Genomic DNA, 16046 nt, shown 5'->3' on the forward strand with positions numbered 1-16046 from the left:
GTTGTTTTTTTATGAAAAAAGGTGAAAGAATGATGTTATTTCTCGAAAAAAAAATACTATGCTAGGTGTCGTATATCAAAAATGGAACTAGACAATTAAAATTATAGTTTGATATAATGAACGTTAAGTTCATATCGTTTGTTAATAAGGTGTAACAATTTAATTGTTACATAATAGGGAAGACCGGTGAAAAACCGGCGCGGTCCCGCCACTGTAATTGGTAGCAACCTACACATAGTCACTGTTTCAACAAATGGGAAGACGTAGGGATGTGATGATCAAAAGCCAGGAGACCTGCCTTATTAGTAGACACACCATCGAAACCTACGAGGATAGGGAGGTGTTTTGTTCCGACATTTATCTTGGATTAGTGTGGTTACATGTCCTGAAATTAGTAAAAATAGGAATGGAAACATCTTTCTGTATGGAAAGATGTTTTTTTTATTGGGCGTACAAATGAACGAATTATTATAGAAAAGGAAGAGGAAAATGAAACGATACGGGTTACTATTATTAAAAACCTTACCATTACTTGCGTTGTTTTTTACTGTACCAAAAGCAACATATGCGATGCATATCATGGAAGGATTTTTACCAGTTAAATGGGCCATTTTTTGGTGGGCACTATTTATTCCATTTTTAGTAATTGGCTTACGATCTATTCAAAGAACAATCAAAGAAGATCCCCAATACAAAATGATGCTTGGATTATCAGGGGCATTTGCTTTTATTTTATCTGCATTAAAATTACCATCTGTAACAGGAAGTTGTTCTCATCCAACGGGTGTAGGACTTGGAACAATTCTTTTCGGACCATTTGTCATGAGTGTGATTGGTTTTATTGTGTTAACATTTCAATCGTTATTATTAGCTCACGGTGGCTTAACGACATTAGGTGCAAATGCTTTTTCTATGGCAGTAGTTGGACCATTAGTTACATACGGATTATTTAAATTAGGACAAAAAATGGATTGGTCGTTAGGAATCAACGTGTTTTTAGCTGCAGCACTAGGAAACTTGGCAACATACGTTATGACAAGCTTTCAATTAGCTCTAGCATTCCCAGCAGATGTGGGAGGATTTACAGCTTCTTTAGTGAAATTTATGGGGATTTTTGCTGTTACACAAATTCCGTTAGCGCTAAGTGAAGGTTTATTAACGGTATTCGTTGTGAATCTTCTGAAAAATTATCATGCCAATGAGTTAAAGCAACTGAACGTCGTGGTTGGAGGTGGACAGAAGCAATGAAAAAAAATACATGGTTACTTTTAGGAGTCGTTGCACTCATTTTAATCCCTTTAATTATCAATAGTGGCGCAGAATTTGGTGGTGCAGACGGAGAAGCAAAAGAAGCAATTACCGAAGTACAACCTAACTATGAACCATGGTTCTCTAGTATTTGGGAACCGCCAAGCGGCGAAATTGAAAGTTTACTATTCGCGTTACAAGCAGCGATTGGCGCAGGATTTATTGCTTACTTTTTTGGATATGCAAAAGGAAAGAAAACAGCAAATAAAAATAATGAGGCATAAAGAAAATGATGATGTTTGACAAATATGCTTATATTAATGGATTAAGAAAACAGCATCCTGGAGAAAAAGTGCTGTTTTCTCTATCCTCTCTTTTTTTTCTTATTTCTGCAAGAGATGCGTATGCTTCTATTTTTATTTTTTGTATGATGTCTATTGCAATTATCGTCGTCGCCCGGATTCCGTTTTTCTTTTACGTAAAAAGTTTGTTTTTACCTATTTTCTTTTTACTAATGAGTATCGTTGCAATTATCATTGAATTTTCTAAAGGAATACCAGTTGATGCATTACTATCTCTCCGTATACAGAATTATTCGTTATTTATTACAGAGCAGTCTTTACAACGGGGAACAAATCTTTTTTTAGTATCTTTTGCTTCTGTAAGCTGTTTGTACTTTTTAATTTTATCGACGACTATTTTTGATTTACTTCAGTTATTAAAAAAAATCCATGTTCCAACTATTTTATTAGAGCTATTTATGTATGTGTACCGTTTTATTTTTATTGTTCTTGACCAAAGTGTTGCAATTTTTACCGCACAACAATCAAGGTTAGGATATGCGACGTATCGCAAAAGTTTTCGGTCGCTAGCATTATTAATTGCATCATTGTTTTCAAAGTCTATGATTCAATCACAACAATTTGCATATGCACTTCAAGCAAAAAATGATGATGGGATGCTTAGGCAGATAGAAAAAAAATATCGTTATTCCAAACGATTTTGGTTGTTTTTTATATTTTATGTTCTGGCCCTTTTATGGGTCACGTATAGTTAGGGGTCGTTTGATTGTGAATGAGAGCATTTTACGCTTAGAAGATGTGTCTTTTCAATATCCAGATGGGACAGTTGCGTTAAAAAACATTTCATTGTCATTTCCAAAACATAAAAAAATAGCTATTCTTGGCAATAACGGTTGTGGGAAATCGACATTAATGCTTCATTTGAATGGGATATTTAAACCAACGAAAGGGACTGTTTATTTTGATAAAACACCATTTTCCTATCGAAAAAAAGACATAGAGTACATCCGAAAGCAGGTGGGGATTGTGTTTCAAAATCCTGATATGCAACTTTTTTCTACAGATGTATATCAAGATATCGCTTTTGGAGCATTGAATATTTGGAAAAATGCAAAGCAAGCAAAACCTTTTATCGAAAAAGCCATTCAACAGATGAAAGTAGAACCATTTCTTGAAAAACCGGTTCATTTTTTAAGCTATGGACAAAAAAAGCGAGTAGCGTTAGCTGGCGTATTAGCGATGGATCCAGAAGTGGTCGTGTTAGATGAACCGACAGCTGGACTAGATCCGTTTTACATTCGATTGATGATTGAATCATTAGAATCTATTTATAATGCGGGAAAAACGATTATTTTATCTACACATGACATTGACTTTGCCTATGAATGGGCAGATATTTTTATTGTGATGTCGGAAGGAACATTGCTAGATATGGGGAAACATTCCTATATTTTTTCAAATCATCGCTTAATTGAAAAGGCACATCTTCAACAACCTTGGATTACACTTGTGTATGAAGAACTAGTAAAAAATAAAGCTGCACCAGCGCAAGTGTATCCAACAAAAAAAGAGGAAATTTTACAAATGTTACGAAGAGTAGGTGAGGTATAATGCCTGGAAAAGTATATTTAGTAGGAGCAGGACCAGGACATCCTGAATTAATTACGGTAAGGGGCGTAGAATGTTTAAAAGAGGCAGATGTTGTTTTATATGATCGACTTGTTCATCCGCAAATCTTACATTATACACAACCAAACTGTGAACTAATTTTTGCAGGGAAGTTCCCTAAAATGCATGTACTACGCCAAGAAAAGATTAATGAATTATTAATCGAAAAAGCAATGGAAAATAAGACAGTTGTTCGTTTAAAAGGTGGGGATCCGGCTGTTTTTGGACGAGTTGGAGAAGAAGCAAGAGATTTAAAAGAGCGCAACATCGAATTTGAAATTGTGCCTGGTATTACCTCTGGTATTGCAGCTTCCACGTTTGCAGGAATTCCTGTTACCCATCGGGAATACGGTGAAACGTTTGCCATTGTTACGGGGCATGATAAATCAAAAGAAGGAAAGCCACTTATTCCTTGGCAAGCATTAGCCGAAGGAATGGACACCATTGCTTTTTACATGGGGATTAAAAATTTACAACATAACTGTCAGCAATTAATTCAAAATGGAAAGCCAAAAGAAACAAAAGTGGCGGTTATTCAGTGGGGAACAATGGGATCACAACAAACGGTAACCGGTACATTAGAAACGATTGTGCAATGTGTAGAAGAGTCGAACATTTCGAATCCCGCTATTGTGTTAGTAGGTAATGTTGTAGATGTACGAGACGAGGTGAAATGGTTTGAGAAAAAACCGTTGTTCCATCAATCTATCCTTGTTGCGAAAGCTAGTGCTGAATCCGGGACATTAGCAAAAGAGTTACTACGTTTAGGTGCAGATGTTGTAGAATTTCCAAAGTTTTATTTTCATGAAAAAGGTTTTTCTCCTTTCGAATGGGAGAAAATGATTCGTTCTTTTGAGTCTTTTGTTTTTACATCAAAGCAAAGCGTTGATGTGTTTTTTAACTACTTTTATCAACTACATATAGATATTCGAGAATTAACACAACAATTGTATGTCCAGTCAATGATGACGAAAAAACATTTAGCGACTTTCGGTTTACATGCAGAAATGGTAACAGAATCATTAGAAGACGCTTTATATTTTGGAGATGAAGGTGTGTTAAAACATCCACACGGCTGGGTGCTATTTGAACAAAAAGTGAATAAAGAATACACGACTGCTATCACTCATTGGCTGAAACATAAAAAATATTCGACTGTTGTCTTCCCGAATGAAAGAAGTGTTCAGATGTTGATGAAAGAGAAACAGCGAGCAAATTTATCCATTGAAATTGACCATGCATTTTGTATGGGAGAAAAGGCAAAAGAAGCTATTCATCAATTGGGACTCTCTTCAAAGGAAACGAATCATAAAGAAACCAATCGTTTTTTAGAAGAGATTGTGCGACAATTAACGTAAATCAGAAATGAAAATGAGGAATGAATGATGCAATACTACCCGATTCATGTAAATTTACAACATAAACAAGTCGCTATTATTGGGGGCGGAAAAGTCGCACAACGAAAAATTAACTCATTACTGCAAACAAATGCTGATATTTTGGTTGTAAGTCCTGAAGTGACAGAAACCATTAAACAGTGGAGTGAAGAAAGAAAATTAGAATGGCGAAAGAAAAACTTTTCTCCTTCCGATTTGGACCGGGCTACACTGGTGTTTGCTGTTACGAATGATTCAAAACTGAATGATTTTATCAAAAAAATAGCAAAGGAACACCAATGGGTGAATGTTTCATCAAATGGAAGTGAAAGTCAATTTCATGTCCCTGCTGTGATTGTTGAAGGGCCTTTATGTATCACTGTATCTACGTCTGGTATTTCTCCATCTATTAGTAAAAAAATTGGGCAAAACATAAAGAATCATTTAGATGAAGAAATTGTCGAAGATTTATATTTTTTAAAACGATGGAGAGAAACGATTCAAGAAACGATTGCCAATGATGACAAGCGCCATGCTTTATTGCGATATTTCGCTTCGGAGTCGTTATTAAAACATCCGAATCGAGAAGGTGAAGCGCATAAAGCATTTTGTCAAGTATTAAAGGATGGCACTTGTGATGGAACGATATAAACACAACGCATTTTATACATTCGGAGAATTAGTACAAGGCTTTTATCGAGAGGAACCGTTCCTTGTTAGTTTACCGATTAATCAAACTGTCACGGTAACGTTTATTAAAAAAGAAATAGGCCCCCTCATCATTCCAAAAGAAAAAGAAAAAGTAGCAACACTGGTAGCACAATGGGAAAGACAGGCTGGTCAAAAAGTGGTTGGAGAATTACGCTTTCAATCTTCGCTTCCTGCGGCAAAAGGATTTGCAAGTAGCTCTGCTGATTTAGTCGCAACATTACGTTGTTTAAGCGAAGCGTATGCTTGTAACATACCAGAAGAAGACATAGCACAGTTGCTATGTCGGGTAGAGCCGACTGATCCTATTTTTATCGATGAATTCGTCCTGTTTCAACAAACAACTGGAAAAATTATTCGCCGTTTAGGAAAAACACTTCCTTTTACCATTATCGGGATTGACGATGGCGGGACAGTAGATACGAATGCATATCATCGTCTTATGTGTGAGAAACGTCACCATCATGCTAAGGAAATGGAAGAACTTTTTCATCTGATTCAAAAAGGCATAACCGAACAAAACATACCAATCATTTTTGAAGCCACGAGAAAAAGCGCTAGCCTGAACCAAATGTTTTTACCAAAAAAACACTTTTTGTTTTTTTATGAGTTAGCCATTATGTATGATGTTGGGCTTGTAATTGCGCATAGCGGATCACTAATTGGTTTATTAATACGTTCAAATGATCCGCGCATTAAAGAAGTGGTGACTATGATAGAAAAAAGCATCCGACAAAAAGTGCTATATTTTACATTGCCTCAAATATATGAAAAATAAACTTAAATAATTGGAGGAAAAAGCAATGAACATCCAAGAAATGATTCAAAACATTGAAGCATTACATAAAGAATCACAAGAAAGAGCAATTTATCATTTAAATCATTTAACAAAACCAATTAGTAGTTTGGGACGTTTAGAAGAATTAGCAGTTCAACTTGCGGGTATTAGTCAAGATCCATTCGCACAGTACAAAGATAAAAGAGTCGTCATTATGGCAGCGGACCATGGAGTAGTGGCCGAAGGTGTGTCTGCATTTCCACAAGAAGTAACACCGCAAATGGTCCAAAACTTTTTAAACCATGGGGCAGCTATTAATGTAATGACTAAAACAGTTGGTGCAAGTGTCGTTTGCGTCGATGTTGGGGTTGCATCTGATATCTCTTCTTTCGAAGGAATGATTCATAAAAAAGTTGCTTTTGGTACAAAAAACTTTGCAAAAGAACCTGCAATGACAGAACAAGAAGTTTGGCAAGCGATTGAAGTCGGAATTCAAGTAGCAAAAGAACAAATCGAAGACGGTGCAAAAGTATTAGCAACAGGGGAAATGGGAATTGGAAATACAACACCAAGTTCTGCTGTACTTAGCGTTTTAGCAAATATTGAACCGATTAATGTCGTTGGTGCAGGAACAGGACTTAACCAAGAACAAGTAAAACATAAAGCAAATGTGATTAAACAAGCAATTGAATTACATAAACCGAATCGAGAAGATGCTGTCGATGTGTTACAAAAAGTAGGAGGATTAGAGTTAGCCGCTCTTTGTGGCCTTTGTTTAGGTGCAGCTATCATGAAAACTCCCATTGTCATTGATGGATTTATCTCTACTGTAAGCGCACTTTGTGCAGCAACGATTTCTCCAAATGCAAAAGCGTATATGATTCCATCCCATCATTCTGTAGAACCAGGACATACAAATGCATTGCAAGCTTTAGGATTACAAGCATATTTTCCATTGAATATGCGGTTAGGGGAAGGAACAGGAGCAACCATAACATTCCCAATGATTGATATGGCATCTAACATCATGCGTGAAATGGCTTCGTTTGAAAGTGCTGGTGTAACAAATAAAGAATAAAGGAGTCGGTATTTGTGGAAAAAGGGAAATTACTCGTTGTCGGATTTGGACCGGGAAGCTTCGAACATATCACAAAACGTGCGAAGGAAGCGTTACAAGAGAGTGATTGTATTATTGGGTACACAACGTATATGGAGTTAATTAAAGATTTACTAACTGAAGACCAAGAAATTGTCCAAACTGGGATGACAGAAGAAGTAAGTCGTGCACAAGAAGCTGTGCGTCTTGCGGAAACAGGAAAAAAGGTAGCAGTTATTTCTTCTGGTGATGCTGGTGTGTATGGAATGGCAGGATTAATTTACGAAGTGTTAATCGAAAAAGGATGGAAAGAAAAAGACGGCGTAGAAGTAGAAGTGATTCCGGGGATTTCAGCTATTAACTCTTGTGCATCCCTTGTCGGTGCGCCAGTCATGCATGATGCATGTACGATTAGTTTAAGTGACCATTTAACACCGTGGGAAATTATTGAAAGAAGATTAGAAGCTGCAGCAAGTGCAGACTTTGTCGTTGCATTGTACAATCCAAAAAGTGGACGTCGAACAAAACAAATTCAAGAAGCACAAGCAATCTTTTTGAAATATCGAAAAAAAGAAACACCTGTAGCACTGGTAAAAAGTGCATATCGGGACCGTCAGCAAGTTGTGATTACAAACTTAGAAGAAATGCTAGAGCATGATATAGGTATGTTGACAACGGTTATTATCGGAAATTCAGCGACATTTTTATATGATGGAAAATTAATTACTCCTCGTGGGTATCAACGTAAATATACGCTAGATTCCGAGAAACAATCACTTCGTCCTCATCAACGATTAAAAGCAGAAAATGAACCCTGGGCATTGCATCAGGGAGAAGAAATAGAAGAAACATCTACACAAGCTACTTCACTAGATTTGGCAAATGAAGCTTTAACACTTGTAACAGGAGAAAAAAGTGAAAGTTCTCCGTTTAAACAAGAAAGTATTTTTGAATTTGCTGTTAGCCCTGGTGTAGCAAACAAAAAAATGACGAGTGAACAATTAATGACGTTATCTAAAATCGTTGGCGATAATGGTTCGTTGGAATATTCGACAGATCATCAACTGGTTGTTCGCATTCCATGTGAAGACCCATCTGTTATTACAACACAAATTCAAGAAGCAGGGCTTTTATTAGCGCCAATCGGAGATGTCATTACAGTAAAAGCATGTGATTTTTGCGATGGTGACAAAGAAGGCGGGATTCCATATGCAAATGAAATTTACGAGAATTTTAACGGCATGAAAGTACCGAAAGAATTAAAAATTGGTTTTAATGGTTGCGGTATGGCTTGTTATGGAGCAGTAAAAGAAGATATCGGAATTGTTTATCGTCGTCAAAAGTTTGATTTATTCCTAGGAGCTAAAACGGTCGGACGAACAGCACACAGCGGTGTTCCTGTTGCAGAAGAAATGCCACCCGAGATGCTTGTACCAACGTTAACAAAAATTATTGAAGCATATATTGAAGAAGGTCATCCGAATGAACGATTTTTTAAATACTTTAAACGTGTAGGGAATGTGGCAGGATTTAAGCATGTAGAAATGCCAACACCGAAATTAGAACCTTTATTATGCGGTGACGAATAAGGAGGATACAAAAATGGAAGCCATTTTATTTGTTGGACATGGTTCTCGTGACCCAGAAGGAAATGAAGAAATTCGTCAATATGTCGATAGAATTCGTCACGAAATGAAACAATCGATTGTGGAAACGTGCTTTTTGGAATTTGAAGAGCCAACAATCGCACAAGGCATTGATACGTGCGTAGAAAAAGGTGCGACACGAGTAATCGTGATTCCAATTATTTTATTTCCAGCAGGTCATTCGAAAATTCACATTCCAATGGCTATCGATGAAGCAAAAGAAAAATATCCAAATGTATCGTTTACATATGGACGTCCGCTAGGAATTCATGAAACGATTATCGAAATATTAGAAAGTCGCCTTGAAGAGTCAGGGATTGACTTTTCACAAAATCATAAAGACACAGCTGTATTAATTTTAGGACGTGGAAGTAGTGACCAAGATGCGAATAGTGATTTATATAAAATGAGTCGTCTATTTTTTGAAAAACGTCGGGTTGGGATGGTGGAAACTGCTTTTATTGGCGTGACAGATCCCCTTTTAGATGCTGGTGTGGAAAGATGTTTGAAGCTTGGTGCAAAACATGTTGTCATTTTACCGTACTTTTTATTTACGGGCATTTTAATTAAACGATTAGAAAATCGTGTGAAAGAATACCATGACATGTATCCAAATCATACGTTTACGTTAGCAAACTATTTTGGATTCCATCCACTATTAAAGAAAGTATTATTAGATCGCGTAGAAGAAGCAACACGAGATGAAGTAAAAATGAACTGTGATACATGTCAATATCGTTTGGAGGCAAGTGAACATATGGATCACCATGATCATCACGATCACCATCATGAACATAGTCATGATCATGTGCATCATGAAGTTCATAAGTCATAGAAAGGAAGATAAAGATGGTTTTTTTCTTAGCAGGAACGAGCGATGCTAGAAATCTTGCTATTCAATTAAAAGAGCATGGCTTTGATTTAATGACGACAGTAGTGACAGAAAATGCTAGTTTATCATTAGCAGAAGCAGGTTTACCAGTGCATATCGGTCGTTTAACAGCAGAAGAAATGGCAGAAAAAATAAAGGAACAAAATCGAAAGATCATTGTTGACGCTAGTCATCCATATGCAGAAGAAGCATCCAAAAATGCGATGGAAGCTGCGAAACTGGCAAATGTACCATATGTTCGTTATGAACGAAAAAAAGTAGAAGCTTTTAGCAATCATCCACTTGTTGAATTAGTAGATACGTACGAGGAAGCTGCAAAACGAGCCGCAGAACAAAAAGGCGTTATTATGTTAACGACTGGTAGTAAAACCTTAGATATTTTTGCTAAGCATTGTATTGGGATAGATGGATGTCGTTTAGTAGCCCGTATGCTACCGCGCAAAGATAACATGGAAAAATGCGAACGTTTAGGTGTAGAGCAAAAAAATATTGTCGCCATTCAAGGGCCATTTTCAAAAGAGTTAAATCGAGCATTATATCAACAATACGGGGTAACCTTGATGGTAACAAAAGAAAGTGGAAAAGTTGGTTCTATCGATGAAAAATTAGAAGCGGCACTAGAATTAGAAATACCAACGATTATGATTCGTCGCCCTAAAATTAAGTATGATGTTGCATTTGAATCGTTTGAACCATTAATTCAATATGTAAAAGAAACGTTGAGAGGGGAATAAATCATGGATTTTAAAACAGAATTTAAACCAATTACAGTTCAACCGCAAGAAATTGAAAGCAATAGTTTTGACATGATTACAGAGGAATTAGGAGAACATCCTTTCACAGAAGAACAATATCCAGTAGTACAACGTGTCATTCATGCTTCTGCTGATTTTGAATTAGGTCGCAGCATGGTCTTTCATCCAGATGCGATTCAAGCAGGGATTAAAGCAATTCAAGAAGGACAACCAGTTGTAGCAGACGTACAGATGGTTCAAGTAGGAATTAGTAAACCGCGTATTGAAAAATTCGGAGGAAATGTACGCGTATATATTTCGGATGCAGATGTCATGGAAGAAGCAAAACGTTTAAATACGACACGTGCCATTATTTCTATGCGAAAAGCAATCAAAGAAGTTGATGGTGGAATTTATGCGATTGGTAACGCCCCAACTGCTCTTTTAGAATTAATTCGTTTAGTAAAAGAAGGTATTGCAAACCCAAGTTTAATCGTTGGGGTACCAGTGGGATTTGTATCTGCTGCAGAATCCAAAGAAGAGCTAGCAAAATTGGATATTCCCTTCATTACAAATATTGGACGTAAAGGGGGAAGTCCAGTAGCTGTAGCAACTGTTAATGCCTTATCACTACTTGCAACAAAACAAAAGTAAGGGATGATGACTCGTGAAGTCAAAAGAACAAAAAGACCCAAAAGAAATGCGCTCCGGTTATACGACCGGTGCATGTGCAACGGCGGCCACGAAAGCTGCGTTAACCGCGCTTATTACGAAAAAAGTTCAAACGGAATCTACGATTACACTTCCAGTAGGGAAGACGGTTACTTTTACCTTAGAGGAATGTGTAGTGACCGATTCGTTCGCGTATGCCAAAGTGATTAAGGATGCTGGAGATGATCCCGATGCAACTCACGGAGCCACCATTATTTCAACGGTACGTTTTGTAGATAGTGACGACATTTTGTTAGACGGTGGATTTGGTGTCGGTCGTGTGACAAAACCAGGATTACCAGTTCCGGTCGGACAAGCAGCTATTAACCCTGTTCCGAGAAAAATGCTTCGAAACATTGTAAAAGAAGTGTTAGAACAGAATCAGATAAATCAAGGGGTTAGCGTAAAAATTTCTGTTCCAGAAGGAGTGGAAATGGCTGAGAAAACATTAAATGGGCGACTGGGCATTTTAAATGGTATTTCTATTTTAGGTACTCGTGGAATAGTTGTGCCATTTTCAACAGCAGCTTATCGTGCAAGTATCGTTCAAGCGATTAAAGTGGCGAAAGAGAATGGATGTGACCACATTGTATTGTCTACTGGTGGTAGGAGTGAAAAATTTGCAATGGAGTTATATCCTGAGCTCCATGAAGAAGCATTCGTGGAAATGGGGGATTTTGTTGGTTTCGCAGTAAAGTCTTGTCGTGTACAAGGAATAAAAAAAATCTCTATATCTGGGATGATGGGCAAATTTAGCAAAGTGGCGCAAGGTGTCATGATGGTCCATTCGAAAAGTGCACCCGTCGATTTTCATTTTCTAGCTTCTCTTGCTGAAAAAGCAGGAGCAGATCAAGAACTTTTAACTAAGATTGTAGAAGCTAATACAGCCAGTCAAGTTGCTACTTTAATGGAAGAAGCAAATTTACCTACATTTTTTAATATTGTAAGTGAAGCGTGTTCAAATGCTTGTATTGCCCATGCTGGTGATGGAATAGCAGTAGAAACGATTATTACAACGCTAAAAGGGAAGTTATTAGGAAGGAAGGTCGTTCATGGCTAAATCGGTAAAAGTCATTGGAATTCAAGATTCAGGAATAGAAAGTTTACTTCCTTTATACCAATCATTTATTAAGAATAGTACGATGCTAGTAGGCGGGGAAAGGCAACTTGCCTTTTTCCCTGATTATCATAGTGAAAAAGTGATCATTAAAGGTGGGTTAAAACAAGTCATCGAAAAAATGAAGGATCATGATGGCGACGTTGTCGTTTTAGCAAGTGGGGATCCGTTGTTTTATGGCATTGGTGGCTATTTAGCAGATAAATTGCAAGCAGAAATATATCCAAGTCTTTCTTCAATTCAACTTGCGTTTAGTAAAATGAAAGAAAAATGGCAAGATGCCACATTTCTTAGTGTGCATGGTCGTCCGTTAAAAGGATTAGCGCAAAAAATAGACGAAAAAAAATTAGTTGCTATTTTAACAGATGAAGAAAATACACCGAGTGCTATTGCAACTTATTTACAAACGTTTCATATGACAGAATATGAAGCGTTTGTTGGAGAAGATTTAGGTGGAAAAGATGAAAAAGTGGGTTTTTATACGTTAGATGAAATGAAAAATACTGCTTTTCATCCATTAAATGTAATGATTTTAAAACAAATAACACCTGGACCAACTTGGCACTTAGGTATTCCTGATGAAGAATTTTCTCAACGTAAACCAGATAAAGGGTTAATTACGAAAAGAGAAATTCGTGTTTTAAGCTTAGCAAATCTTCGTTTAAAAGAAGATAGTATCGTTTGGGATATTGGTACGTGCACTGGTTCGATGGCCATCGAAGCACAACGTATTGCTCGAAACGGAGAAGTATTTGCTATTGAAAAAAATGAAGCGGATATAGAAAATTGTAAGCTAAACATGAGAAAATTTCGAACAGATTTTACGGTCGTTCACGGGAAAGCGCCTGACCGTTTAGACGAATTTAAAGACCCGGATGCTATTTTTATGGGAGGTACGGGCGGTAATTTACGCGATTTAATTTCCTATTGTACTGGTCGCTTGAAAAAAGATGGAACGATTGTGATTAATGCAGTTACCATCGATAATTTTACGGATGCATTTTCCATTTTAAAAGAAGCAGGCTTTAAAGTAGATGTCGGCTTATATCAAGTTTCACGCAGTAAACCAATTTTACATATGACGCGTTTTGAAGCGTTAAATCCAATTTATAGTATTACTGCAGTAAAGGAGGCGGAACATGAGTAAATTAGGTACGTTATACGGGGTAGGAGTAGGACCTGGTGATCCAGAATTAATTACAGTAAAAGCTTTTCGAATATTAAAAGAAGCGGATGTGATTGCGTATCCGAAAAAACGAAAAGGAAGTAAGAGTTACGCGCATCAAATTGTAGAATGTTATATTAATCCGAATGAAAAAGAAATGCTTGGTTTAGTGTTTCCGATGACAAAAGATCAAACAATTCTAGACGAAAAATGGGCGAAAATTGCAGATGAGGTATATGGAAAATTAAAAGAAGGAAAAGATATTGCCTTTGTAACAGAAGGAGATCCATTTTTATATAGTACATATATTCATTTAATGCGAATATTGCAAGAAAAATATGAAGGGATTGCAATGAAAGTGATTCCTGGCATTTCGTCTGTGAACGGTTCTGCAGCTCAGTTTGGTTTCCCACTAGCAGATGGGGATGAACGAATCGGTATTATTCCTGCCAATGATAATAGAGAAGAAATGAAAGACGTGTTGTTAAATCATGATTGTGTCGTATTTATTAAAGTAGCAAAAGTATTGCCACAAATGATTGATTTACTAGAAGAATTACAATTAGTAGACTGTGCAACCGTAGCAACAAAAGTAACAAGTAAAGAAGAAGTAATCTTCCGTGATATTCGTGAATTGAAAAATGCAGAGTTACCATATTTGTCATTAATGGTGGTGAAAAAATAATGGATAAAATTTATATTGTTGGTGCGGGACCAGGAGATGAGGAATTAATTACGGTAAAAGGACAACGCTTAATCCAAGAAGCAGATGTCGTTTTATTTGCTGATTCCCTTGTGAACGAAAAACTTTTTACACAAGTAAAAGAAGGTGCGGAAGTATTAAAAACTTCTGGTATGGTATTGGAAGAAATGGTACAAATCATGGTTGATTATGTACGGGCAGGTAAAAAAGTGGTACGGGTACATACGGGAGATCCTGCTATGTACGGAGCTATTATGGAGCAAATGGTGTTATTGAAAGAAGCTGGAGTAGAAATTGAAATTATTCCTGGTGTTAGTTCAGTGTTTGCAGCAGCTGCGGCTGTTGGAAGTGAATTAACGATTCCAGATTTAACACAAACGGTTATTTTAACCCGTGCGGAAGGACGAACTCCAGTACCGGAAAAAGAAAAGCTACGCTCGTTAGCAGAACATCAATGTACGATGGCATTCTTTTTAAGTGCTACGTTAACGAAAAAAGTAGTGAAAGAATTAATAGACGCTGGATGGAGTGAAGATACACCAGTGGCAGTCGTATATAAAGCAAGTTGGCCAGACCAAAAAATTGTCCGAACAACGGTGAAAAACTTAGATGAAGATATGAAAAAAGCTGGTGTCCGGAAGCAAGCGATGATTTTAGCAGGCTGGGCACTAGATCCTGAAATTTATAAAAAAGAATACCGTTCCAAACTATATGATAAAACCTTTACCCACGGTTTTCGTAAAGGTGTGAAGGAATAATGAAAGTTATTGCCTTACAAGAAGGGGTCATGCCAGAAATTCAGGTAACCGGAAACTATGCTGTCGTTGCCATTACGAAACATGGGATTGATATTGGGCGTAATCTAATGAAGGCTTTTGGACCTCGAGTTGATTTTTATTATATGGAAAAGTTTGCGCGTGGGGATGAAGAAAAAAAAGGTATTCAATTGTTTACTGGAAGTGTACGTATGTTGCTTCCAGCTCTTTTTAAACAATATGACGGTCTTATTTTAATCATCTCCCTCGGTGCTGTTGTTCGGATGATTGCCCCTATTTTAGTAGATAAAAAAACAGATCCAGGTATAGTCGTTGTGGATGACCGAGCAGAAAATGTTATTAGTGTATTATCTGGACACTTAGGTGGTGCGAATGAATTAACTCGCGAAGTAGCGTATGCTTTAGGAGCTTGTCCTATTATTACAACAGCAAGTGATGTCCAAAAAACGATTCCAGTTGACTTGTTTGGTGCTAGATTTGGCTGGAAGTGGGAAAACGAAGATAAATTAACCCCGGTAAGTGCATCTGTTGTCAACGAAGAACCAGTAGCAGTTGTGCAAGAAGCAGGGGAGAAAAACTGGTGGATGCATGATACAAAAATGCCAGAAAACATTCATATTTTTGAAACGATTGAGGAAGCAACCAAAATGGAACCAAACGCCTATTTAGTCGTAACGCATCGTTTATTAACAGCAGATGAAGAGGCTATCGTTTTACAAAATGGTGTAGTGTATCGTCCTAAATCTGTTGTAATCGGTATGGGGTGTAACCGAGGGACAAGCGCAGAAGAACTCGAACAAGTGATTCAAGAAACAATGAAAGAACACGAATTATCTATGCAAAGTATCAAAGCATTATGTACATTTGAACTAAAAAAAGATGAAATTGGGCTTTTAGAAGTATGTAAAAAATATGGATGGGAATTTGTTTATTATACGAAAGAAGAACTAAATGAAATGAAAGTAGCTCTTCCTTCTGACACTGTTTATAAATATACGGGTGTTTATGGCGTAAGTGAACCTGCTGTAAAACGATATATCGGTCGAGATGACTTAGTATTAACGAAAAAGAAATCAGGAAATTGTACGATTTCTATCGGTACATTATCGTTTGAAGAATAGAGGGA

General features: G+C 37.0%; 17 protein-coding genes and 1 riboswitch. All 17 genes read left to right on the forward strand.

Annotated features, from left to right (window positions below; genetic code table 11):
- Nucleotides 1-130: 130 nt before the first annotated feature.
- Nucleotides 131-316: riboswitch (cobalamin riboswitch) on the forward strand.
- A gap of 173 nt (nucleotides 317-489) precedes the next feature.
- The 17 genes from BN1372_RS06660 to BN1372_RS06740 are packed head-to-tail and all read left to right on the forward strand — an operon-like array spanning nucleotide 490 to nucleotide 16041.
- Nucleotides 490-1248 carry an energy-coupling factor ABC transporter permease gene (locus tag BN1372_RS06660; RefSeq protein WP_062198061.1) on the forward strand — a complete coding sequence of 253 codons (759 nt, stop codon included), beginning with the start codon at nucleotides 490-492 and terminating at the stop codon, nucleotides 1246-1248.
- Nucleotides 1245-1532, forward strand: coding sequence for an energy-coupling factor ABC transporter substrate-binding protein (locus BN1372_RS06665; protein ID WP_062198062.1), 288 nt, complete (start codon nucleotides 1245-1247; stop codon nucleotides 1530-1532). Before BN1372_RS06660 ends, BN1372_RS06665 begins: the two co-directional genes overlap by 4 nt.
- A 5-nt stretch (nucleotides 1533-1537) precedes the next feature.
- On the forward strand, nucleotides 1538-2305 hold the full coding sequence (gene cbiQ, locus BN1372_RS06670) for a cobalt ECF transporter T component CbiQ (RefSeq protein ID WP_062198063.1): 768 nt from the start codon (nucleotides 1538-1540) through the stop codon (nucleotides 2303-2305).
- 13 nt (nucleotides 2306-2318) lie between these two features.
- Entirely contained in the window at nucleotides 2319-3161 is an 843-nt protein-coding gene (locus BN1372_RS06675) for an energy-coupling factor ABC transporter ATP-binding protein (protein WP_062198064.1), read from the forward strand.
- Entirely contained in the window at nucleotides 3161-4576 is a 1416-nt protein-coding gene (gene cobA / locus BN1372_RS06680; RefSeq protein WP_062198065.1) for a uroporphyrinogen-III C-methyltransferase, read from the forward strand. Before BN1372_RS06675 ends, cobA begins: the two co-directional genes overlap by 1 nt.
- Before the next feature lie 24 nt (nucleotides 4577-4600).
- Nucleotides 4601-5245, forward strand: coding sequence for a precorrin-2 dehydrogenase/sirohydrochlorin ferrochelatase family protein (locus BN1372_RS06685; RefSeq protein WP_074018143.1), 645 nt, complete (start codon nucleotides 4601-4603; stop codon nucleotides 5243-5245).
- A complete protein-coding gene (locus BN1372_RS06690) occupies nucleotides 5232-6080 on the forward strand; it encodes a GHMP family kinase ATP-binding protein (protein ID WP_062198067.1) in 849 nt (282 codons plus the stop codon). Before BN1372_RS06685 ends, BN1372_RS06690 begins: the two co-directional genes overlap by 14 nt.
- Nucleotides 6081-6105: 25 nt before the next feature.
- A complete protein-coding gene (gene cobT, locus BN1372_RS06695) occupies nucleotides 6106-7158 on the forward strand; it encodes a nicotinate-nucleotide--dimethylbenzimidazole phosphoribosyltransferase (protein WP_062198068.1) in 1053 nt (350 codons plus the stop codon).
- Between the two features lie 14 nt (nucleotides 7159-7172).
- A complete protein-coding gene (gene cobJ, locus BN1372_RS06700) occupies nucleotides 7173-8765 on the forward strand; it encodes a precorrin-3B C(17)-methyltransferase (protein ID WP_062198069.1) in 1593 nt (530 codons plus the stop codon).
- A gap of 13 nt (nucleotides 8766-8778) precedes the next feature.
- On the forward strand, nucleotides 8779-9657 hold the full coding sequence (locus tag BN1372_RS06705) for a sirohydrochlorin chelatase (RefSeq protein WP_062198070.1): 879 nt from the start codon (nucleotides 8779-8781) through the stop codon (nucleotides 9655-9657).
- 14 nt (nucleotides 9658-9671) lie between these two features.
- Entirely contained in the window at nucleotides 9672-10448 is a 777-nt protein-coding gene (cobK, locus tag BN1372_RS06710) for a precorrin-6A reductase (RefSeq protein ID WP_062198071.1), read from the forward strand.
- A gap of 3 nt (nucleotides 10449-10451) precedes the next feature.
- Complete coding sequence (locus BN1372_RS06715; RefSeq protein WP_062198072.1) at nucleotides 10452-11102, forward strand: precorrin-8X methylmutase; 651 nt, start codon at nucleotides 10452-10454, stop codon at nucleotides 11100-11102.
- Nucleotides 11103-11115: 13 nt separating this feature from the next.
- Nucleotides 11116-12219 carry a cobalt-precorrin-5B (C(1))-methyltransferase gene (locus BN1372_RS06720; protein ID WP_074018144.1) on the forward strand — a complete coding sequence of 368 codons (1104 nt, stop codon included), beginning with the start codon at nucleotides 11116-11118 and terminating at the stop codon, nucleotides 12217-12219.
- Nucleotides 12212-13423 carry a bifunctional cobalt-precorrin-7 (C(5))-methyltransferase/cobalt-precorrin-6B (C(15))-methyltransferase gene (locus BN1372_RS06725; RefSeq protein WP_062198073.1) on the forward strand — a complete coding sequence of 404 codons (1212 nt, stop codon included), beginning with the start codon at nucleotides 12212-12214 and terminating at the stop codon, nucleotides 13421-13423. The genes BN1372_RS06720 and BN1372_RS06725 overlap by 8 nt, the downstream gene beginning before the upstream one ends.
- The gene (gene cobI / locus BN1372_RS06730; protein ID WP_062198074.1) at nucleotides 13416-14126 is read left to right on the forward strand and encodes a precorrin-2 C(20)-methyltransferase; all 711 of its coding nucleotides are present in this window, start codon (nucleotides 13416-13418) and stop codon (nucleotides 14124-14126) included. Before BN1372_RS06725 ends, cobI begins: the two co-directional genes overlap by 8 nt.
- Entirely contained in the window at nucleotides 14126-14902 is a 777-nt protein-coding gene (cobM, locus tag BN1372_RS06735; protein ID WP_062198075.1) for a precorrin-4 C(11)-methyltransferase, read from the forward strand. Before cobI ends, cobM begins: the two co-directional genes overlap by 1 nt.
- Nucleotides 14902-16041, forward strand: a complete 1140-nt coding sequence (locus tag BN1372_RS06740) for a cobalt-precorrin 5A hydrolase (RefSeq protein ID WP_062198076.1) — start codon at nucleotides 14902-14904, stop codon at nucleotides 16039-16041. Before cobM ends, BN1372_RS06740 begins: the two co-directional genes overlap by 1 nt.
- Nucleotides 16042-16046 lie beyond the last annotated feature (5 nt).

The sequence above is a fragment of the Massilibacterium senegalense genome (assembly GCF_001375675.1).
Lineage (GTDB): Bacteria > Bacillota > Bacilli > Bacillales > Massilibacteriaceae > Massilibacterium > Massilibacterium senegalense.

Coding starts and splice junctions, on each gene's coding strand:
- BN1372_RS06660 (WP_062198061.1), top strand. CDS start 490: ATGAAACGATACGGGTTACTATTATTAAAAACCTTACCATTACTTGCG.
- BN1372_RS06665 (WP_062198062.1), top strand. CDS start 1,245: ATGAAAAAAAATACATGGTTACTTTTAGGAGTCGTTGCACTCATTTTA.
- cbiQ (WP_062198063.1), top strand. CDS start 1,538: ATGATGATGTTTGACAAATATGCTTATATTAATGGATTAAGAAAACAG.
- cobA (WP_062198065.1), top strand. CDS start 3,161: ATGCCTGGAAAAGTATATTTAGTAGGAGCAGGACCAGGACATCCTGAA.
- BN1372_RS06685 (WP_074018143.1), top strand. CDS start 4,601: ATGATGCAATACTACCCGATTCATGTAAATTTACAACATAAACAAGTC.
- BN1372_RS06690 (WP_062198067.1), top strand. CDS start 5,232: ATGGAACGATATAAACACAACGCATTTTATACATTCGGAGAATTAGTA.
- cobT (WP_062198068.1), top strand. CDS start 6,106: ATGAACATCCAAGAAATGATTCAAAACATTGAAGCATTACATAAAGAA.
- BN1372_RS06705 (WP_062198070.1), top strand. CDS start 8,779: ATGGAAGCCATTTTATTTGTTGGACATGGTTCTCGTGACCCAGAAGGA.
- cobK (WP_062198071.1), top strand. CDS start 9,672: ATGGTTTTTTTCTTAGCAGGAACGAGCGATGCTAGAAATCTTGCTATT.
- BN1372_RS06715 (WP_062198072.1), top strand. CDS start 10,452: ATGGATTTTAAAACAGAATTTAAACCAATTACAGTTCAACCGCAAGAA.
- BN1372_RS06725 (WP_062198073.1), top strand. CDS start 12,212: ATGGCTAAATCGGTAAAAGTCATTGGAATTCAAGATTCAGGAATAGAA.
- cobI (WP_062198074.1), top strand. CDS start 13,416: ATGAGTAAATTAGGTACGTTATACGGGGTAGGAGTAGGACCTGGTGAT.
- cobM (WP_062198075.1), top strand. CDS start 14,126: ATGGATAAAATTTATATTGTTGGTGCGGGACCAGGAGATGAGGAATTA.
- BN1372_RS06740 (WP_062198076.1), top strand. CDS start 14,902: ATGAAAGTTATTGCCTTACAAGAAGGGGTCATGCCAGAAATTCAGGTA.